Here is a 22562-nt window from a genome sequence, read left to right on the forward strand (position 1 = left end):
TCAGCCCTGCGCCGTCGACAGGTCGGCATTGATCATCTCGGCAATCACCTGCGCCCAGGGCGCTGCGACAATGCCGTAGTGATCGGTGTCCAGTGCTTGCCAGCTCAACATATGCGGCAACAGCCCTTTCCAGGCCCGCTGTAGATCGGCCATCCGCCAGGCGCTACCCATGCCGTAAGGATTGGGCTGCGTGGCGATGAACAGCCGCACTGGAGTGCGCGACAGCGCTTCGGGCTGGTGGCCCGCCATGCTCGCCATATTGTTCTGGCAGCAGACAATCAGGCTTTGCAGGTAACGCGATGCGTCTTCGCTGGCCGTGCTGGTGGCCGTGTCAAGGCCGCGCCGTGCAGAAAACTCGCGCTGGAAGACCTGCTGAATCTGCGCTTCACCGATCTGCGCCAGCTCGTGGCCCGCATCCGGCGCGGGGGGATCGATCAGGTACAACAATGGCTGTTCGCAATCCTCCGTCAGCAGGCTGCACATCGCTTGCGTCACCCACGCGCCGAACGACCAGCCGGCCAGACGCCATGCCGTGCCGTCGGGGTGATGGGCCTGCAACGCCTCGATATACAGCTGCGCGCGCTCATCCACGCTGATGTTCGGCAGGTCGGGCAGGCGCAAGGCCGGATCGGCGATCACCCACACGCCCAGATCAGGGTGCAGCGCCGAGGCCAGCTCGCGGTACGCCTGCACGTCGCCACCCACCGGGTGAATCAGATACAGGCGCTCGCGGCCCGCGCCCGCATGCCACTGATCGATCCGCACCGCATCGGCCCACTGGCTTTCGTCCGCAGGCGTTACGGCCCCTGACGCCTGCACCAGCGCCAACACCTCGGTCAGGCTGACCTTGTGGCTGAACTGCGACAACTGGAAGACCATGCCGGTCGCGGCCTGCAGTTCGTCGATCAGGTCCAGCAGGGTCAGAGAATCGGCGCCCAGCTCATAGAGCGAGGCATCCGGCTGCAGCGCACTCACACCGAGCCATTTGCACAGGCAGTCATGCAGATGCTCGGGCAGACGGTCCGGCGCTTCAGTGTCTGCCGTCAGCACTGGCGCAGTATCGGCCAGCGTTGAGCCTGCGCTGTGGCGAACCGGGTAAAACTGTCGCGCCGTCGCTGGATCGGTGGTCGAGATCAGCAACTGCGGCAGTTGAGCCGTCATGGCTGCATCGAATACCCGGCAGCCCTCCTGCGCTGACATGCCGACCGCCAGATGCCGCTGGTGCGCGTCATCCCCGACGCCACTGGCAGCGGCCATGCCGACACCGCGCCAGATGTCCCAGTTAATGCCCAGGCGCACACAGCCATTTTCGGCATGCGGGCGGTAGTGGGTGAAACCGTCAAGCACGGCACTGGCGGCGGCGTAGTCCAGGTGCCCGGCGCCACCGAACAGTGCCGACATCGAAGAGCAATACAGCACGAACCCCGGGGTCATCTTTTCGATCAACGCTTCAACCGCCAGCATGCCACGGGTCTTACTGGCCATTGCCTCAGACAGCACCTGAGCATCGCGCTGACGGATCAGGCTGCCCGCTCCGGTACCGGCCGCGTGAATCACGCCGTCAAAGTGCCCATAACGCTCACGCAAGTGTTCAAGCACCGTGGGCCAGCGCGCCAGGTCGGCGATATCCGCAGCGATGCTGTCGATGCGCGAAGCATAGGCGTGCAGTTCTTTCGGACACTCACCACCTCGCGACAGCAGCACGACCCGCCGCTGGCTGGATTGCAGCAGGTGTTCACACAAGGTACGCCCGATGCCGCCTGTACCGCCGAGCACCAGCAACGTGCCGTTCGCCGGCAGCAGATTCGAAGCCGCCGTCGGAGCCGCCAGCGGACTGGCCAACAGCTGAGGCTGCCACAGATAACCATCACGAATGGCCATGCGCCGCGGCAGCGACGCCGGTTCGGCAAGCAGCGCCGCGAGGTGCCTTGCCTGAACGCTCAACTGCGCCGTGGGCAGGTCCAGCCAATGACAGCGTATCGGGTACTCCTGCGGGGCCACTTCGGTGATACCGGCCAGCGCCGCCAGTTCAGGGCGCATGACCTGGCCGTTCACCGGGCACGCTTGCCAGGACAACAGCCAGAGCCGCAGAACGCTCTTCTGTGCGTTCTGCCCCCAGGCCTGCAGCAACGCGCTGAGCGTATCCAGACAAGCCCATTGCGCGGCCGCCAGGCTTTGCTCGTCAACCGCCCCGCCCACCGACAGCGGCAAGGCATGCAGCCAGTCCAGTTCGCTCGCCGTCTGCCCATTCTGATCGAGCGCAGTGATCAATCGACCAAACGCCACTGAGTCCAGCGGGTCGAGCTCATAACGATTCGGGCCAAGCTGCTGGTAACCATTGCCGGCCTGCACCTCGATGACGTGCCGATAGACGCCCTGCAGACTGCCAAGCGTGGTGGCCTCCAGACGCTCATGGCTGCACACCACCAGCACTTCACGCCTCTCGCCAGTGGGTTGTGTGTGCAGACGACGCATCCGCTGCCACTGACGCTGATAGAACCAGTCCGCCAGCGGCTGGCGCTCGACAGTTGAGGACGGTTGCAGCTCAGCGCGAGCAGCCGGTTTGAAGCGAAAGGTCTGCAGATCGAACGCCGAGGGAGGCAAGTCCCAGGGTGGCGGCGTTGAACCGGTCGACCCTTCGATGCTGGCCCCCGCATACCAGGCGTCCAGCAGGGCCTGGGGCAAATGCTCGCTGGCCTTCACTCGCGCGTCCGAAAGCGTCACCTGCTTGATCGACGAGGCTTGCAGGCGCGGCGTCTGACCGGGCTGGCAGATCATTGCGAAGCGCCAAGGCAACGCGCGTCGACCGTTTTGCAGGTAACGCAGCAGCGCAGCCTGCTGCTCGGGAAAGGCGTTGAGCCAGGCTTCAATCGCCAGCATGTCCCGCTCCAAAGCAGTGCGGCTGTGCGCCGACAGCAGCAGGCACGCCGGGCAATCCTCGACGCGCGCTGTCTGCTGCGGCGCGGCGCCGACAATCACATGCGCGTTGGTGCCACCGATGCCGAAACTGCTGACCCCGGCCAGACGCCGACGCCCCTCGGGCCAGGGCCCGGAGGTGGTGGGTATGTAGAACGGCGAGTGCTGCAGATCGATTTGCGGATTGATCCGGGTAAACCCCAGGTTGGGTGGGATCACCCCGTGAAACACGGCAAGCGTCGCGCGAATCAGCCCGACCACGCCGGCAGCCGCGCCGAGATGACCCACCTGACTTTTCACTGAGGCCAGCGCGCAACCGGCGGCTGGTGCCGCGCCGAACGCTTTGGTCAATGCCGCCACTTCAATAGGGTCGCCCAACAGCGTGCCTGTGCCGTGAGCCTCGATGTAGCCCATGTCGGCGCCATTGACCCCGGCCTTGCGCAGCGCCTCGCTGATCACTACGCTCTGCCCCGCCACCGATGGCGCGGTGTAACTCATCTTGGCGCGGCCATCGTTGTTCAGCGCAGAGGCTTCGACCAGCGCGTAGATCCGGTCGCCATCAGCCTGGGCGCGGTCCAGCGGTTTGAGCACCACTACCCCGTAACCGCTGGCACCGATGGTGCCGCTGGCGTCGTCACTGAACGGACGGCACAGCCCATCGCGGGAAAAAATATGCTGCGGGCGATAACGATAGCCATCGGTCAGGGTCGGGTCGATCAGCACCCCGGCGGCCAGCATCACGTCACTGTCGCCCTGACGCAGCATCGCCGCCGCCAGGTGCACGGCAATCAGCGAACTGCCGCACGCCGCCTGAACGCTGAGTGCCGGCCCGCCGAGGTCGAGGTGGTAAGCCGCCTTGGTGGCCAGAAAGTCCTTGTCGTGGTGCAGCGCCATCTGAAAACCGTCGGGCAGATCGCCCTCGGCAGTTTCGCGCAGCATTTGCTGGAAATACGTGGTTTCGCCGCAACTGGCGATCAGACCGATGCGCGGACCGTCGGCTTTGGGTGTCAGCCCGGCATGTTGCAGCGCCTGCACGCAGCCCATCAGCAGGTGCCGCTGTTGCGGGTCCATCAGCCGCGCTTCCTGAAGACTGATGCCGAAATAGTCGGGATCGAAATCCAGCAGGCCGGTCAGTTGACTGCGCGCACCGACCAGCCCCTCGGCAGCGTCGAACCGCTCGATGCCCAAGCCATTTCCTTGAACCATCGCCCAGAACTCGGCGAGGTTGTTCGCGCCGGCCACATTCACCGACATGCCGATGATCGCCATGGGTTGTTTGCCAGCCTTGGCGACTCGCTCATTGCCCTTCCCAGCACCGGGCAGTTGCCCTGCCGGTACGGAGAGATGCTGCGCCAGGCGGCGCACGCTGACATGCTCGAACAACGCGGCCATTGCCACTGGCTGCGGCAGTGCTTCGTTGTAACGGGCATGCAGGCGCATCAGGCCGAGGCTGGTGGCGCCGGCTTCGAAGAAGGTCTGATCAGGCTCGATGTCGCGACCGATGACCGCCACGAACAACTCGCTCAGTTGTTGTTCAAGTGCGCTCAACCGTGCCGCAGGCAGCCCGGTGCGTTGCCGTTGCAACACCTCGCCGAGCCCCCCCAGTGCCCTGCGATCGATCTTGCCGCTCGGTGTACGCGGCCAGGCGTCGACCCGCCGGTACTCGTCGATACGCACATGCGCCGGCAGGTGCAGGCTGATCTGTCGATCAAGCTGCAGTGCATCGGGCAGCGTGCCTTCGCTGCGCAACCAGGCCACCAGACGGGGCGGCTCAGCCTGCATGGCCACCACCGCGTTGCTCACCTGAGCGACCTGCATCAGCGCGGTCTCGATCTGCCCCAGTTCAAGACGCTGGCCACTGATCTTGATCTGCTGATCGTCCCGACCCAGGTAGTGCAGGCAGGCATTTGCATCAGCCCGCGCAAGGTCGCCGGTACGATAGAACAGGGCCATGCCCTCAGGCTGCGGCAACTCGACAAAGCGCGCGGCATTCAGCGCCGGGTCAGCGAGGTAGCAGCGCGAAATCATCGGCCCTGCCACCAGCAAGTAGCCCTGACTACCACGCGGCACCGGCCGGTCGTGTTCGTCCACCAGCAGCAGGCGTGCATTGCTCACTGCCCGCCCGATCGGCGCGCGCAGCGGCCAGTCCTGAACCGCCGCAGGCAAATGCCAGGCGCTGACCACGTGGGTTTCGGTCGGGCCGTAATGATTGAACAGCCGTGCCTGCGGCATGCCGCCGAACCAGTTGCGCAATGCCTCGGTGCACAGCAGTTGCTCGCCCGCCGTGATCACCTCGCGCAACGCCTGCGGATACACACCCTGGCTCACAGCGGTCTGCGCCAGATGCTGCAAGGCCACGCAGGGCAGGAACAGCCGTTCGATGCGCGTCTGCACCAGATAGCTCAGCAATGCCTGGGCATCCTGCCGCCAACGCGGGTTGATCAGGTGGTAACAACCCCCGCCGCAGAGGGTGCTGAAAATCTCCTGAAACGACACATCGAACGACAGCATGGAAAATTGCAGGGTCACTGACTTCGCGGGCAACTGCCCTTCGTTGCGCTGCCAGTGCAACAGATTGCAAAGGGTCCGGTCCGGCACCTGAACCCCTTTCGGTGTCCCCGTCGAACCGGACGTGAACAGCGTGTACAACGGTCGTTGACCCGCATGACGGCGACGCTCGAACGGCCGTGCAGCGGCGCTCAGGTCGACCCGATGACAGATCTGCCGGTCGGCGTTCAACAGGTCCAGTGCCGCCTCGGTGGCCGCGCTGTACAGCACACAGCCAGGTTGTGCCTGCTGCATGACCTGGCGCTGCACCGCCAGCGGATAGCCAGGGTCGAGGGGCACCGCAGTCAAATTGAGCCTGGCCAGCGCCAGCAAGGCCACGATGTGCTCGACCGACGCTTCGAGGTACAGGACCACTTGCAGCGACGCATCATTGCCCTTCGACGGCGGGCACAGCTCGATCAGGGTGGCCGCCAGCGTATCGGCCAGTGCATCCAGTTCGGCGTAGCTGATGCACTGCTGATCGGCGACCAGTGCCGGAGCATCCGGTGTGCAACTCACCTGATAGGCGAACCAGTCGGCCACGGTGTTGAACGGTGGCTCAGCGCGGTCGCCCTGACTGGCGGGCGGCAGGCTGAAGCGGTAAGGCGTGAGCAGCGCATCGAGGGTCGCCGACGGCTTCTCCAGCAGCAGATCAAGCCCCTGTTGCAACAGCCGATTGACGGCGACAATTTGTGTCGCATCGAAATAACTGCACTGGTACTCCCACCAGCATTCCAGCTGCGACCCGGCATCGACCACCAGCAAGGTCAGCGGACATTTGGCCTGCACAGTCTCGTTGAATTCCAGCGTGGCCCGCAGGCCGGTATGGGCCAGCCTGGCGTAGTCGGTGTTTTCCAGCACGAACATGAAATCGAACAGCGCACTGCTCGACGACAGCCGCAGGTCTTCCACCAGGTCCGCCAGAGCGACGTCCTGCAAAGCCAGCACCTCACGCACCGTGGCGGTCTGCTGATGCAGTTGCTGGTCGAGCGCCTTGTCGCCGTCGAACGCCGTGGGGATCAGCACGGTGTTGGCGAACATCCCGATTGCGTCTTCGAATTCGCTCAGCGGACGGTTGGATACCGGGCTGGCGATGCGTGGCCGTTCACAGCCGGTCAGGGCGTAAATGCTCCAGGCATAAACACTGAACAGCACCTCATAACGCGTGACGCGCTGTCGGCTGCAAAATCGATCCAGTGCAGCACTGCGCGTGGCTCCCAGCGGCTGACGATAAAGCCGTGCCTGCGGTCCAGGCTCGCGAACCGGCAGCAGCGCGGGCGAAGACGCCGGGTGCTGGCGATGTAACCCGGCCAGGGCGCGACGCTGATCGCGGTAACGCGGGTCGACACGCCATTGCCGTTGCCAGAGGGCAAACTCCAGCGTGCCCAGACCCGGCGAAGGCTCGGCACTCGACCGCCCCTGCAGCGCATCGTCGTACAGTTGCACCAGGTCATCGAACAGCAGGTTCATCGACCAGCCATCAATGGCAACGTGATGCAGGTTCAGCAGCAAGCGGCAGCTGCCATCGGCAAACGGCAACAGCCAGGCCTTGCACAGGGCAGATGTCGCCAGATCGAAAGGTGTGTCAAAGACCAGGGCTGCAAAGCTGCGCCAGGTCTGTTCACTGAATGCCCCTGTGGCAAAGGTCTGGCACACCGCGTCCCGTTGGTGAACCTGCTGATGCAGCCCGTCGGCAGCGGACACGAACGCCGTGCGCAGCCCGCTGTGCCGAGTCAACAGGCGCTGCACGGACTCGGCCAATGCGCTCAGCTCGACGCCCGCTGCCAGGTGCAGGATGATTGGCACGTTGTAGGCCGTCGCCAGCGGCGTGCGCTGCTGCATCAGCCACAGGCGACTCTGCTCGGCAGTCGCCGGCGCACGCCCTGAATGGTTGACGGGCGGCGCGGGTGGATAGGCAGGCGCCGCACCCTGCTCATCACCGAGTCGCTCGGCCAGTGCCGAAAACGATTCGCTCAGCACCGCACCCAGGGTGATTTCCCGCCGCCAGTGAGTGCGGATTGCAGAACGCAGACGCATGGCCTTGAGCGAATCGCCGCCGCTGCCCAGCCAGTCATCCTCGCCGTTCAGCTCAGGTTGCGCCAACAACCTGCGGGCCTGAGTCAGCAGCCAGTCCAGCGTGGGCGAGTGTTGCTCGTCTGCACGCGAACCCGCCTGCAGTCGCCACGGTTTCAAGGGCTGCTCCAGCAGCGCACGCTGATCGATCTTGCCATTGGCGGTCAACGGCAGGCGCTGCAGCACAAACAGCTGATGCGGGCGCATCCATACCGCCAGGTTGTCGCGCAGGTGCTGGTCGAAATCGCGATAGTCCAGCGCCTCGCGCGGCACGATGAAGGCCAGCAACTGGTGGTCTTCGGCCGCCTGGCGGCGGGTACAGACGTGCACCTGCGCCACCTGCGGATGCTCCAGAATGCGCTGCTCGACCTCGCCCGGCTCGATGCGAAAACCGCGGACCTTCACCTGACGATCAATCCGCCCCAGGTACTCGATCAGCCCGTCGGCATTGACCCGCACCTGATCGCCGGTTCGGTAATGCAGTACATCCCCGGCATCGATTGTCGGCAGGCGCAGGAAACGCTGTTCAGTCTCGGTCGGACGGTTGCGGTAACCGCGTGCAACCCCGCTGCCGCTCAGGTAGAGCTCACCCGCCTCGCCACGTGCAACCGCCCGTTGTTGCGCGTCGAGCACCTGCACGCCGGTGTCAGGCAATGGCTGGCCGATTGGCACAGCGTCGCCGGCAAAGTCGCGGGGGATCGGATAGCACACGGCGAAGGTGGTGCATTCGGTGGGTCCGTAGGCGTTGAAAATCCGGCAACGGCTGTCGGGATTGGCCTGATACCAGGCACGCACCGCCGCGGCGCTGACCTGCTCACCGCCGATCAGCACTTGGCGCAGGCTGGCGAAACAGGCGGGGTTATCTGCGCTCAAGGTGTTGAACAGCGAAACGGTCATGAACAGGCTATCGACCTGCTGCATTTCCAGGACCCTGGCCAGTTGTTGGGCATCCTGCAGGTCTGCGTCGGCAATGATGACGCAGCAACCGCCGTTGAGCAGCGGCGCCCACAGTTCGAAATTACAGGCGTCGAACGCCGGGTTGGACAGGCAGGCCACACGCTCGCCTGCGCGAATGTCGAGGCAGCTGTCGGTCCGGGCCAGACGCAACAGGCCGCGCTCCCCTACGTCCACGGCCTTCGGGGTGCCGGTGGTGCCCGAGGTGTAGAACAGGAAGCTCGACGCGGCGAAGTCCTCGGGCAGCGGCAGTGCTGGTTGATCAGAGTATTCCAGCAAGGCTTCGACGCTGACGTACCAGCCATGTTGTGGCGCCACCAGGCTGTCCGCGTCTTCACCGAGGGTCACCAGCCCGACGCAGCCTCCGTCGTCGAGCATCAGTTGTCGACGCCGGGCCGGGCTGGCCCGATCCAGCGGCACCACCACAGCCCCGACTTTCAGCACGGCCAGTATCGTGGCGATCCATTGCCAGCAGCGCGGCATGCACAGGGCGATCGGATCCGCAGGGCCGGTGCCTTGTGCCAGCAGCCCTTTGGCGATGCGTTCACTGGCGCTGGCCAGTTGCGCGTAAGTCAGCCGTACCTGTCGGTCGATCACGGCCAGCGCCTGGGGCTCACGGCGTACCTGCTCGGCAAAACGCGACAGCAGCGTCTGGGGGTTGCGGGCGATATTCTCCTCGTGCCGGTTCATCATTGCGCCTCCTGCGTGTCGAAACGTTGCAGCTCTTGCCTGAGCGTCTGCGAGACCCGATGCACCTCGGCGCTTTCCAGCATGTCCCAGTGCCCGCCGTGAACCAGCCGGGCTCTGTAACCGTTGCCCGCGCGACGACGCCAGAAGCTGCGCAGCTCATGCAACTGCGTGCGGGTAAAGCCTTCGCGAGCCTGAATCAGCACGATGCGCCCGGCTTGCGGCGCGCACTCGTATGCGGCCATGGCCAGGCGGTTGTGGTTGTAGAGGTGGAAATACCGCTCGACCTGCGCGTCTTCGATGCCGGGGTACATGCCGTTGAAGCGCACCAGCTTGTCGCGAAACTCCGCCATGTCCACGGTCCCGATCTGTTGCCGGAACCCCGGGTCATCCGAGCCCTGGGTATCGAGCAGCACCACCGTCACCTGACGATGGCCGGCAGCCGTCAGGCGGCGGGCCATTTCGTAAGCCACCAGGCCACCGAACGACAGCCCGGTGAGCACCAGCGGTTGTGAGGTCAACGCCGCGATCCGCCGCAAATAGGCGTCGGCCATCGCTTCGACGCTCGGCTCGGTGCTCTCTCCGGGGTTCAACCCTGGCGATTGCACACCGTACACACCGATGCTGTCCGGCAGTTCCTTGGCCAGTGACAGGTAGCAGAACGCCGTGCCCCCCGCCGGGTGAATGCACACCACGTTGCGTTGCCCGGCACCGCGCCGGAATTCGATCAGGTTGTCCTGTGCCGCGGCCAGGCTGGCGCCAGTACGCAGCCAGCCGCCCAACGCCTCGATGGTCGGGTGGCCGAGGATCACGCGCACAGGCACTTCGACGCTGAACGCCCGGCCAATTTCGTAGGCCATCTTGATCGCCGCAATCGATGTCCCGCCGACGTTGAAGAAGTTGTCGCGAATGCCGATCTGCGGCACCAGCAGCAGGTCTTTCCAGATCTGATACAGGGTCAGCTCGATATGGTCACGGGGGCTGCCGAGATTGACCTGCCGGTCGGCCAGATCCTGATCGGCCAGTGCCGCAAGGGCGGCACGGTCGACTTTGCCATTGACCGTCAACGGTAAGGCGTCCAGCCACAGAAACGCGCTGGGCATGACGGCGCTGGACAGGGTCGTTGCCAGGTGCGCACGCAGTGCGGATTCGTCCACCGTGCTGTCGGTAACGCAGCACGCCACCAGACGCTGGTTCTGCGCGTTATCACCAATGATCAACGCCACACTGGCGCGAATACCAGGGAACAGATCCAGCCGCGCTTCGATTTCACTCAGTTCCAGGCGAATACCGCGCAGCTTGACCTGAAAGTCGTTGCGACCGATAAACTCCAACTGACCGTCCGGGCGATAACGCGCCAGATCGCCGCTGCGGTACAGCCGGTCACCGGCAACGAAGGGGTTGTCGATAAACCGTTCGGCAGTGAGCTCGTCCAGCCCCAGATAACCCCGTGCAACGCCGAAACCACCAATGTGCAACTGACCGGTGACCCCGGCCGGCACCGGCGCATCACGCTCGTCGAGCACGTAAAAACGGGTGTTGGCAAGGGGTCGGCCGATGGGCAATTGGCGCGATGGAACCTCGGCACCGGGCTCCAGCGTCCAGACGCTGCTGATCACCGTGGTTTCGGTCGGACCATAAACGTTGTGCAGGCGGGCATGCGGCAGACGCTCCTGAAACAGCCTGGCGACTGCGGGCGACAGCTCCCCGCCGCCACTGAACACATCCTTCAGGGAGAGACAGGCGCTGACCTCTTCGACCTCCAGAAACAGTTGCAACATGGCCGGCACGAACACCATCGCGGTGACGCTTTGTTCGCGCACCACCTGCGCCAGGTAGCCGGGTTCGAAATGCCCGCCGGGACGAGCGATGACCAGCCTGCCCCCGGTGAGCAACGGCCAGAAAATCTCCCAGGCCGAGGCGTCGAAACCGAATGGGATCTTGTGCAGCATGCTCCCGTGTTCGCCGCAGAATTGCTGACACCACAGCAGCAGGTTGCTCAGCCCGCGATGCGTGACCATCGCCCCCTTGGGCAGCCCGGTAGTGCCGGAGGTGTAAAGCACATACGCCAGGTGGTCGGCGTTCACACCGACACGCTGCGGCTGCGGATTGTCCGACGGGCACTCGGCCCAGAGCACAGCATCGGCCTGCACGTCGAGGATCGGCACTTCACAGTCCGCGCCTTGCAGGGCCTCGCGCAGGATCTTGCGCGTCGGCCCGTGGGCAAGCAGCACTACCGGGGACGTGTCATCGAGAATATGCCGCAGGCGTCCCGATGGGTAATCCGGGTCCAGCGGCACATAGGCGCCCCCGGCCTTGAGCACCGCCAGCACGGCCACCGGCAGTTCCAGCGAGCGTTCGATACACACCGCCACGCGCACATCCGGGCCGACGCCGAGGGTGAGCAAGTGATGCGCCAGGCGGTTGGCCTGACTGTTGAGCTGGCTGTAGCTCAGCGATCGACCTTCGAAGATGATCGCACACTCGGCCTGCCGACGCGTGACCTGGGCTTCGATCAGACGATGCACGCAATCGGCAGGCTGGGCCAGCGGTGCCGGACTGTTCCACTCATTCAGTATCTGTTCGCGTTCGGCATCGCTGATCAGCGTCAGTGCGCCAACAGGCTGCTTGGGGTTCAGCGCCACCTGTTCCAGCAGCTGACGATAATGCCCGCTCAGGCGCTCGATGCTGGTCTGGTCGAACAGGTCGGTGTTGTATTCCACCAGCAGGCTCAGCACACCGTCGCGCTCGACCCATTCGAACGCCAGGTCGAACTTGGCCGTGGCGCTCCCGGTGCTGTACGGCGTCATGCTCAGGCCCGGCATCTGTGCGGCGTTGCCCGGGGTGTTCTGCAACACCATCATCACCTGAAACAGAGGCGAATACGCGGTTTCGCGTTGCGGGTTGACGGCCTCCACCACGCGGTCGAAAGGCACATCCTGATGCGCATGGACATCCAGCAGAGTGGCGCGTACGTCGCGCAACAGCTCGGCAAAGGTCTGCTGCGGATCGAGACGCTGGCGAATCACCTGAGTGTTGACGAAATGACCGATCAACGGCTCGATTTCGGGACGGCTGCGGTTGGCGAATGGCGTACCGATGCACAGGTCTTGCTGTCCGCTGTGGCGCCAGAGCAGGACCGACAGCGCGCCGATCAGCACGTTGAACAACGTGCCCTGAGTCTGTCTGGCCAACGCATTAAGCGCACGCAGGGTGGTGCCGTCGACCGTCGAGCTGAAGGTCGCCCCGACGTAGCGCTGCACGATCGGACGCGGCCGGTCGGCAGGCATGTCGAGCAGCGGCGGCGCATCGGCCAGCGTGCGCTGCCAGAACTCCAGTTGCCCGGCCAGCGCCTCGTCGCTCAGCCGCTGTTGCTGCCAGCAGGCGTAATCGGCGTACTGCACTGCCAGCGGCGCCAGACTGGACGCCTGACCGCGCAGGAAATCGCCATACAAGGTCGTCACCTCCTGAAGGATCACGCCCATCGACCAGCCATCGGCGATGATGTGGTGCACGCTGTACAGCCAGAGGTATTCCTCGTCGGCCAGGCGCAGCAGCGAGGCCCGCAGCAACGGGCCGCTGGCCAGGTCAAACGGTGCTTTGGCCTCCTGCTCCACCGCCACGCTGACGTGGGCATCGCGCGCCGTCGGCGACAGGTCACGCAGGTCGACACCTGGCATCACCAGCGACATCGCCGGGTGCACGATCTGCCGTGGCTCGCCGTCCACGCTGGCAAATGTGGTGCGCAATATTTCATGGCGCATGATCAATTCGTTCAGCGCCCGCTCCAGCACCGGCACATCCAGCGCGCCTTTCAGCAGCACCGCAGTGGGCACGTTATAGAACGCATTGCCCGGTTCCATCTGATCGAGAAACCACAGCTGGCGTTGTGAAAACGACAGCGGAACAGCCGTTTGCCCGACGGCACGCCGAGGGATCGCAGCGGGGTCGGTGCCGCTCAGCAAGGCAATCAGTTCTGCCTTGTGCTGCTTGAGCGCCTGCAGCATCTCGTCATTCAGAAACCCGCGCGGCGCCTTGCAGCGCAGTTTGTCGCCGTCCACTTCAAGCACCACGGCGTGGCGACCGAACAACTCCAGCAATTGATAGGCATTCATATCTCTATCTCCTCCATGTCGCTGGCGTCGTCCGTTTGATTGGCGGCAGAAGCGAACGCCTCGACCTGCGCGCGGCGTTGTTCGTCGGCAGTGCGCAGACCGCCCACCATCGAGTAAATCAACTGATGATTCGGTCCCAGGTCGAACAGGGCTGACAATTGCTGCTCTTCGAGCGAGCCCATGCCACACAGGCCAAGGCCCTGCTCCACCGCCGTCATGGTCAGCAATTGCGCCATGCCCCCGGCTTCGATATGACAGAAGTCGCGACTGCGCTCGCCATACAGCGGCCGGATCGCGGCCATGTCGGCGATGAAGAACAGCGAGAACGCGGCGTTTTCATACACCGGTCGGTTAACGAAATAATCGTAGGTGTCCGGATCGAGCGGCTCGCTGTCGAGCATCAGCAGGCGGTGCTCAACCGGGTCGTAGTAATAGGCGCCGGCAGCAACGCCGGTGACCCGCTGCGGTTTGACATACAGGTAGCACTGGATCGGGTACAGACCGCCTGCGGACGGGAACTGATATTTAACCTCGCCGTGCAGTTGCCCCTGCGCCAGGCTGGCCAGTAACCCGGCAAACGCCTCGGTCGGAATGGGCCCCTCAACGAATTGGCGTACCGAGCGGTAATCGCTGAAGCGCCGCGCGAACGCCGGGTTATCCGGACGCGCCAGGTCCAGCGCCGCAACCTGCGGGGCGAAGGTCCGCCGGCCGCGCTGCTCGGCCTTGAAGCGCGCCCGCTGCTGCGGATCCTCGATCACTTGCTCAGGCGAACCCGCGCGCTGACGAACGCTGTCGACCACACTGCCGTTGGCCAGATTCCGGCGGTACATGCCGAGCAGATTGAGCAGCGTCGGCTGCGCCAGCAGTTGCGCAACGTTGGGACGGAATTGCAGTTCGCCGGACAGCGCATTGCTGATCCTGACAATGTCGATCGAGGTGGCGCCCAGGTTGAGCAAATTGGCGTCGGCAGCGATCGACGGACGCTTGAGCACGCCCTGCACGATCATCACCAGTTGTTGCTCCTGTGGCCCCTCCACTTCCAGCGCCGGGCCGGCATCCTGAACCTGCGACGGCTCCGGCAAGCGCTTCTTGTCGACCTTGCCGTTGGCCGACAGCGGCCATTCCTGCACGAAGGTAAACGACGTCGGCACCATGTAGGCCGGCAGTTTGTCTGCCAGGTACTGGGCAAAGTCACTGGCCTGCAACGAGGGATCGGCCTTGAGTACGTAGCCCGCAAGCCGCTTCTCGCCCAGCGCTTCGCCGAGCACCCGCACCACGGCGCTCTGTACGCCGGGATGGCGATTGAGTGCCGCTTCGATCTCGCCCAGCTCGATGCGGTGCCCCTGGACCTTGACCTGGGTGTCTTCCCGCCCGAGAAACTCGATATTGCCGTCGGGCAGCCAGCGCCCCAGATCGCCGGTCCGATACAGACGTTCGCCGGTCAGCGGGTGGGCGAAGAAACTGCCGGCGCTCAGGGCTTCATCACGCCAATAGCCCTTGGCCAGACCAATACCGCCGATATACAACTGACCCGCCACCCAGGTCGGGCGAACCTGCAAGGCGTCATCCAGCACATAGAAGCGCTGGTGATCCAGCGCCTTGCCATAGGGAATACTGCGCCACGCGGGGTCGACCTGCTGCAGCGGATACTGGATCGACCAGACGGACGCTTCGGTCGCCCCGCCAAGGCTGATCAGTTGCAACGCCGGCTGCAGCGCCCAGGCACGCTCGGGCAGCGTCAGGGGAATCCAGTCGCCTGACAGCATCGCCACGCGCAGGCACGACGGCAAAGCGCTGCGCTCGCCTTGCACATACTCCAGCAACATGCCGAACAAGGCGGGCACCGAATTCCACAGGCTGACCTGATGCCGCTCGATCAGCGTCAGCCAGTGCGCCGGGTCGAGAGCCTGCTGCGGTTCGAGCAGCACCACCGCCGCGCCAGCGGCCAGCGAGCCGAAGAAGTCATAGACCGACAGGTCGAAACTCAGCGACGAAACCGCCAGCACCCGATCCGCAGCGCCGACGGCAAAGCGCCGGTTGATGTCGAGCAGCGTATTCACCGCACCGCGATGATCGATGACCACGCCCTTGGGCAGGCCGGTCGAGCCGGAGGTGTAGATCACATAGGCCAGATCGTCCGGGGTGAGATGCACGGCGTGCAATTCGGACTGATCGGAAAGGCCATCGTCGGCAACGATCGGATCGCTCACGCTGATGACCTGGACCTGCACGGGCCACTCGACACGTTGCCGCAGTACCGGCTGAGTCAGCGCCAGGCTGGCTTCGGCGCGTTGCAGGATGTGCTCCAGACGCTCGGTCGGCAGCGCCGGGTCGAGCGGCAGGTAGGCCCCGCCGGCGTACTGGATCGCCAGCGTCGCGACGACCTGTTCCCAGCCACGTTCCATGACCACCGCGACCAGTTGATTAGGCACCACGCCGCGACGCTGAAGCAGCGCCGCCAGTTGACGCGCTTCGGTTCGCAGCTGGCGATAACTCAGCTGCCGATGGGTGTCGATGACTGCCAGCGCATCCGGGGCAGCGAGTGCCTGGCGATCAAACAGTTCGTGCATCAGCGCCGAGTCAACGGGGCTGGCCTCGGGCGCCGGCAAGCGTGCCAGCGGTATCAGCTCCACCGTGCCAGCGTTCCAGGCATCGGCGTCGAGCAGGCGATCCAGCAGCGCGTTGTAGGCGACGAACATCTGCTCGATCAGGCCTTGCGGAAACAACTCGTCGATGCTGTCCCAGTTGAACAGCAGGCGCCCTTCCAGCTCCAGCAGCGTGTGGTCAAGCCAGACCTGCGGGGTCTGGGTGATGCTGTGCATGTGCTCGGCATTCAACGCGTCGGCAAGGTTGAATTCGGCCAGTTCCGGCGCAGCTTCCGACAAGGTGCTGTTGAACACGATCGGCATGGCGGTCTGCTGCACGCCTCGGGCCTGGGACAGTTCACGCAGCACTCGCACGCCGCTGACCACCGAATGGTCGATGTCTTGCCACAGCCGTGCCTGCACGGCACGCGCCTTGTCGATGAAGCTCGCGGCCCCGTCGAGACTGACTTCAAGCAAGACCAGCGAGGTGAAGTCGCCGATGATCTCATCGACATCCGGGTGCAGCGGCATGCGGTTGAACAGCGGTAGACTCAACGTGAAGCGCGGCTGCAGACTCCACAGCGCCAGCACCTCGCTGAACGCGGTCAGCAGCATCACCGACGGGGTCACGGCAAATTGCCTGGCGAGTTCCTTGAGCCGTGACCACTGCAGCGCTGAAAGCTCGCGGTCGCGGCGGGTAAAGTGCGGGTGGCTGATGCTTTCCGGCTGGCACACCAGCGGCAGGTCCGGCGCAGGTGCCAGCGCGGCAACCTTCTCGCGCCAGTAGTCCAGCGCCTGTGCGTAGCGGCTGTCATTGCGCAAGCGCTGCTCGGCCAGCACGTAATCGCGAAAGGTCAGCCCCGGTTCGGGCAGTTGCAACTGCGGGTCGGCATAAAACGCCATCAGCTCGCGCGCCAGAATCTGCGTACTCGCGGCGTCGACGATCAGGGCATCAAGGCTGATGTGCAAATGACTGATGTCCTCGTCGAGCAACGACAGACTGAACTCGAACAACGGCCAGCGACTGGCGTCCAGCACCTGATGGGATTGACGTTCGCGGGTGACTTGCAGGGTCTGCTGCGCGGCGTCGGCAGACAGGCCGCGCAGATCGTTGCGTGGCATGTGATAGATAGGCACGCTGTCGAGGACCTGCTGCGTGCCATCGCCGAGGAACACCACGCGCAGCATGTCGTGCCGCTGGATCATGCGGTTCAGCGCCTGCTCGAAACGTGGCACGTCGAGGCCGGGGATGCGCAGTTCTTCATAGCCATGGGCACTGACCCCGCCGAGGCTGACCGACGCTTCGCGGCCAAACCAGTACGCCTGCTGGATATCGGTCAACGGAAACGGTGCATAGCGTGCGCTGCGATCGGATTCAATCGGGGCAAAGGGTGTGTCGAGCGAAGGCCCGTCACCCCGCCCGAGCCGCACCTGCTCGGCCAAGTCCATCAGCACCGGCGTCTTGAACAGGCTGCTCAGGGACAGTTGCGCGCCCATGCGCTGGTTGATCATGTAGATCATCCGTGTGGCCAGCAGCGAATGCCCGCCCAGCTCGAAAAAGTTGTCGTGAATGCCGACCTGCTGGCACTTGAGCACCTCGGCCCAGATACACACCATCTGCCGCTCGGTCTCGTCGCGCGGTGCCACATAGGCACTGGCGGCCTGTCGCTCTGGCACTGGCAGCGCCTGACGGTCGAGCTTGCCGTTACGGGTCAGCGGCAACTGCGCCAGCGCCACCCAGGCCGTCGGCACCATATGTTCCGGCAGGTGGCGGTGCAGCTCGGCACGCAGCGTTTCGGCGGTTGCAGGCCCCACCACATAAGCCACCAAGCGCTTGTCGCCCGGCACATCTTCGCGCAACAGCACCACCGCTTCCCGCACACCGGGTTGCTGGTGCAGAAGGCTGTCGATCTCGCCCAGTTCGACGCGAAAGCCGCGCAACTTGACCTGCTGGTCGATGCGTCCCAGGTAGTGCACGTTGCCGTCGGCCGCAAACCGCGCCAGGTCACCGCTGCGGTACATGCGCGCACCGGGCTGCGGGTTGAACGGGTCCGGCAGGAAGCGTTCGGCGCTCAAGTCCGGACGATTCAGATAACCACGAGCCAGGCAGGCTCCGGCAATATACAACTCGCCCGCCACACCGACCGGTACCGGGTTCAGGTCGCCGTCCAGCACATACAGACGCGCATTGGCGATGGGCCGGCCAATCGGCGGCGCGTCCGGCCACTGCCCGGCGGCGTCACAGTTCAGGCTGAACTGGCTGACCACGTGGGTTTCGGTCGGGCCGTACTGGTTGTGCAGTTGCGCACCGCCAAGGCCGCAGACAAAGGCACGCAGTTCGTCATTGACGAGCAACGCCTCGCCAGCGGTGATGATTTCGCAGCCGCCCTTTGGCAAAGGCATCGGCACCGCCGCCTCGGCTTCAGTGAGGCTGGACAGTTGCTGAAGCACGGCAAACGGCAGAAACGCCCGTTGTACGCCCTCGGCCATCAGCGTCGGGCGCAGCGCGGCGAGATCTTTGCGGCCGGCTTCGCTCATCAGCACCAGGCTGCCACCCTGGCACAGCGTGCTGCAGATTTCCTGAAACGACACGTCGAAATTCAACGATGCGAATTGCAGCACGCGTTGTGAAACAGGCGTCTGTTCCAGTTGCCAGGCGATCAGGTTATCCAGCGCCGCACGGCTGTGCGCCACGCCCTTGGGCCGCCCGGTCGAACCGGAGGTGTAGAGCACGTAAGCCAGGTTGCCGGGGCTGACGGGGACTTGCGGGTTGGCCTCGGAATACCCAGACCAGCGCTGCGCTTCCACGTCGAGGCAGCAGATCGGCAGCGTGTCGGGCAACGGCGGCAGACCGGCACGCAGTGCAGTCTGGGTCAGCAGCAGGCTCGGTGCGGCATCCGCGAACATGAACGCCAGACGCTCGGCCGGGTATGCAGGATCGAATGGCACGTAAGCGGCGCCGGTCTTGAGAATGGCCAGCAGGCCGATGACCATCTGCGGCGAGCGCTCCAGACACAGCCCAACGCGCTGCTCGGGCCTCACGCCCTGCTCAATCAGGTAATTCGCCAACCGGTTGGCAGACTGGTTCAGTTCTGCGTAAGTCAGAACTCGCTCATCGGCCAGCAACGCCAAGGCCTCGGGTGTGCGCTGCGCCACGGCCTCGAATCGCTTGACGCAATCGGGCTGCGCCGAGGTATCGCGTTCGGTGCGGTTCCAGTCGTGGACGATCCGTCGGTGCTGCTCGGCGTTGAGCAGGTCGAGCGTCGCCAGCGGCTGTTCGCTGTTCTCGACCATCTGCATGAGGATGCGGCGCAGGTATTCGCCCATCTGCACCACGGTCTCCGGCTCAAACAGCCCCGACGCGTATTCCAGGCCGCCGACGATTTGCCCGTCACGTTCGCTGAGTGCCAGTTGCAGGTCGAATTTGGCCACTGGCTGGACGCTTTGCAGCACGCTGACGTCGAGCCCGGACAACTCCAGATCCGAATCCTGATGCTGCTCCCAGGCGAACAGCACCTGAAACACCGGGCTGTAAGCCAGACTGCGCGGCGGGTTGAGCAACTCCACCACTTGATCGAACGGCAAGTCCTGATGTTCCTGAGCGGCAAGCGCAACGCTGCGCGCCTGTTGCAGCCAGCTGGCCACCGTCGGGCTGCCGGCGCGGGTCATGCGCAGGGCCAGGGTATTGACGAAGAACCCGATCAGCCCTTCCAGCTCCTGCTGGCTGCGGTTCGCCGAGGGCACACCGATGACCACGTCATCCTGCCCCGACAGGCGCATCAGCAACAGCGACCAGGCCGCCAGCAGGTTCATGAACAACGTGGTGCCCTGCTGCGTAGCCAACACTCGGAGCCGTGCCGTCAGCGCGCGGTCAAAGACCAGCGGCACGAAGCCGCCGCGGTAATCCTGGGCGGCCGGACGTTTGTGATCGGTGGGCAACTCCAGCAATAGCGGTGCACCGCTCAGGGTTTCACGCCAGTAGCGCCGCTGCGCATCCAGCACCTCGCCGGACAGCCACTGGCGTTGCCAGGCCGCGTAATCCACATACTGAACAGCCAGCGGCGGCAGTAGCAGGGACTGCCCGTGCGCGGCCGGTCGCTGAATAGCCGCCTCGTAGAGCAGCCCCAGCTCACGGGTCAGCACGCCCATTGACCAGCCATCCGAGACGATGTGGTGCTGGGTCAGCAACAATACGTGATCATCGTCGGCCAGCTTGACCAGGCTGACACGCATCAACGGCCCCACCGCCAGGTCGAACGGCTTGCTGCCCTCTGCGTCGATCAACGCCAGCAAACGCGCCTGGGCATCGTGCTCGCCGCGCAGATCGATGACTGGCAACGGAATGATCGCTCCCGCCGCCACGCGCTGCCGCCCCTCGCCCTCGACCGCGAAGAAGGTGGTGCGCAGCGCCTCGTGGCGGGCCACCAGTTGATTGAAACTGCGCTCCAGCGCGGCCACCTGCAACGGCCCGCGCAGGCGCAGGTTCAAGGGCATGTGGTAGGCCGCATTGCCGCCTTCCATCTGCGCCAGAAACCACAGGCGCTGCTGGGCAGACGACAACGTGTGTGCCCCGCTACGCGCTACAGCCATGATCGGCGGGCGAGCGTTGCCCTGCTGAGCGGTGCTCAGTCGTTCGGCGAACTGCTGCAGCACGGGGGCGGTAAACAGGGCTGAGGGTGACACCTCAAGATGCAGCGTCTGACGAACCTTGGCCAGCACGCGCATCACCAGCAGCGAGTGGCCGCCGAGTGCAAAAAAGTGATCCTGGCGACCGACTCGCTCGACACCCAGCACCTCGGCCCAGATGGCCGCAATATCCATTTCCAGCGCGCCTTGCGCGGCTTCGAAAACGTGTCGATCGAATGCGTCATCCCCCGGCTCGGGCAATGCGATGCGGTCCAGCTTGCCATTGGCGGTCAGCGGCAGCGCGTCCATACGCACGAACGCAGCAGGAATCATGTAGTCCGGCAGGCTGAGCTGCAGATGCTGGCGCAGGCCTTTGGGCGTGAGCGCTACGCTGGTCTGTTCGCGAAAGTAGGCAATCAGCCTGGGCACACCCGCACCGTCTTCACGCAGCACCACCACGTTGTCCCGCACACCGGCAACCTCGGCCAGACGCGCCTCGATTTCACCCAGTTCCAGGCGCAGGCCGCGCAGCTTGGCCTGCGAGTCGTTGCGCCCGAGAAACTCCAGATGGCCGTCAGCCCGATAGCGGGCCAGGTCGCCAGTACGGTACAACCGCTCACCGGCCACGAACGGGCTGTCGACAAAGCGCTCGCAGGTCAGTTCCGGCAAATTCAGGTAGCCACGCGCTACCCCCACGCCGCCGATGTACAGTTCGCCGCTCACGCCTTGGGGAACACGCTCGCCAGCGGCATCTAGCAGGCAAATCCGCGTGTTGGCCAACGCCCGTCCGATGGGCAGCACCGCATCGACGTGGCTGTCGGGTTCGAACTCGAAACAGGTGCTGTCGATGCTCGCTTCGGTAACACCGTAGGCCTGGACGATCTGCACCTGCTCGCCACACAACCCACGCAGTTGGCGCGCGCTGTGGGCCGTCCAGATGTCCGAACCGCAAACCACCGTGCTCATGAACGACAGGTCGCGCCCCGCCTCCTGCGCCCAGACCAGCAACGGGTTGAGCACCGCCGGCACGAAGTCCGCAAAATCGATACGCGCCTCGCTCAACAGGCAATACAGCGCGGGCGGGTCCATCAGCGTGTCACGTGGGCAGAGCACAAGCGTGCCGCCAAAACCCAGTGCGCGGATCAGGTCGGCGCTGAACACATCGAAGGAAAACCCGGCCATTTGCAGGTGATTGAGTGGCTTGTGCAGCGCGTACAAACGCTCCCAGGCAGCGCTCACCGCGATCAGCCCACGGTGCTCGACCATGACCCCCTTGGGCGTCCCGGTGGAGCCCGAGGTGTAGATCACGTAAGCCAGATGGCGGGACGTCAGACCAACCGCGTGCGGGTCAGGGTTGTGCGTCGGCTGCGCTGCCCATAGCCGGGTATCGGCCAGATCGAGCACCTGCGTTGCGACCTCGACCTCCTCCAGCGCCGCCAGCAACGCCGCGCGCGCCGGAGCGTGGCTCAGCAGCACGCGTGGCACGCTGTCTGCCAGCATGTGTGCCAGGCGGGCTTTCGGGTACGCGGGGTCCAGCGGCACGTAGGCACCGCCCGCCTTGAGTACCGCGAGCACGCCAACCAGCATGTCCAGCGAGCGCTCCAGACAAATCCCGACCCGCACATCCGGCCCGACACCAAGGCTGCGCAGGTAATGGGCCAGGCGGTTGGCCTGGGTATTGAGCGTCGCATAGTCAAGCGTGTCCAGCCCGAAGCGTGCCGCGATAGCACCAGGATTGCGCTCTGCCTGGGCTTCGAAAAGGCCATGCACACACTGGTTTTGGTCAAAGGGTTGCTCTGTATCAGGATGAGCGAAGCCCGTCCCGCGCGAGGAAGATTTGTCGACCATCAGGAATCACCGTCCGTGAGCAGATTATTTTTTTATGAGCAGACGGGAGCGCAGAGCAGCAAGCCCGTCAGGCACGGCATGAGCAATGCCGGATGAACATCGAGATTCAGGGAGAGGGTGCGGCGCGGGCTCTCGGGCTCATGTCATGACCTGACATGCAAGCACTCGGGGGGATCGCAGAGGGATGACAGACGAACGCGGCACGGCGCGA

Annotated in this window: 3 protein-coding genes; all 3 read right to left on the minus strand. The window is 64.6% G+C overall.

Annotated features, from left to right (window positions below):
• The 3 genes from P406_RS09055 to P406_RS09065 are packed head-to-tail and all read right to left on the minus strand — an operon-like array spanning nucleotide 1 to nucleotide 22351.
• The gene (locus tag P406_RS09055) at nucleotides 1-9183 is read right to left on the minus strand and encodes a hybrid non-ribosomal peptide synthetase/type I polyketide synthase (RefSeq protein ID WP_082100750.1); all 9183 of its coding nucleotides are present in this window, start codon (nucleotides 9181-9183) and stop codon (nucleotides 1-3) included.
• Nucleotides 9180-13292, minus strand: a complete 4113-nt coding sequence (locus P406_RS09060) for a non-ribosomal peptide synthetase (RefSeq protein ID WP_046236003.1) — start codon at nucleotides 13290-13292, stop codon at nucleotides 9180-9182. The genes P406_RS09055 and P406_RS09060 overlap by 4 nt, the downstream gene beginning before the upstream one ends.
• On the minus strand, nucleotides 13289-22351 hold the full coding sequence (locus P406_RS09065) for a non-ribosomal peptide synthetase (RefSeq protein WP_046236004.1): 9063 nt from the start codon (nucleotides 22349-22351) through the stop codon (nucleotides 13289-13291). The genes P406_RS09060 and P406_RS09065 overlap by 4 nt, the downstream gene beginning before the upstream one ends.
• Between the last annotated feature and the right edge of the window lie 211 nt (nucleotides 22352-22562).

This window comes from Pseudomonas syringae pv. coryli str. NCPPB 4273 (assembly GCF_000972175.1).
GTDB lineage: Bacteria > Pseudomonadota > Gammaproteobacteria > Pseudomonadales > Pseudomonadaceae > Aquipseudomonas > Aquipseudomonas syringae.

Coding starts and splice junctions, on each gene's coding strand:
- P406_RS09055 (WP_082100750.1), bottom strand. CDS start 9,183: ATGATGAACCGGCACGAGGAGAATATCGCCCGCAACCCCCAGACGCTG.
- P406_RS09060 (WP_046236003.1), bottom strand. CDS start 13,292: ATGAATGCCTATCAATTGCTGGAGTTGTTCGGTCGCCACGCCGTGGTG.
- P406_RS09065 (WP_046236004.1), bottom strand. CDS start 22,351: ATGGTCGACAAATCTTCCTCGCGCGGGACGGGCTTCGCTCATCCTGAT.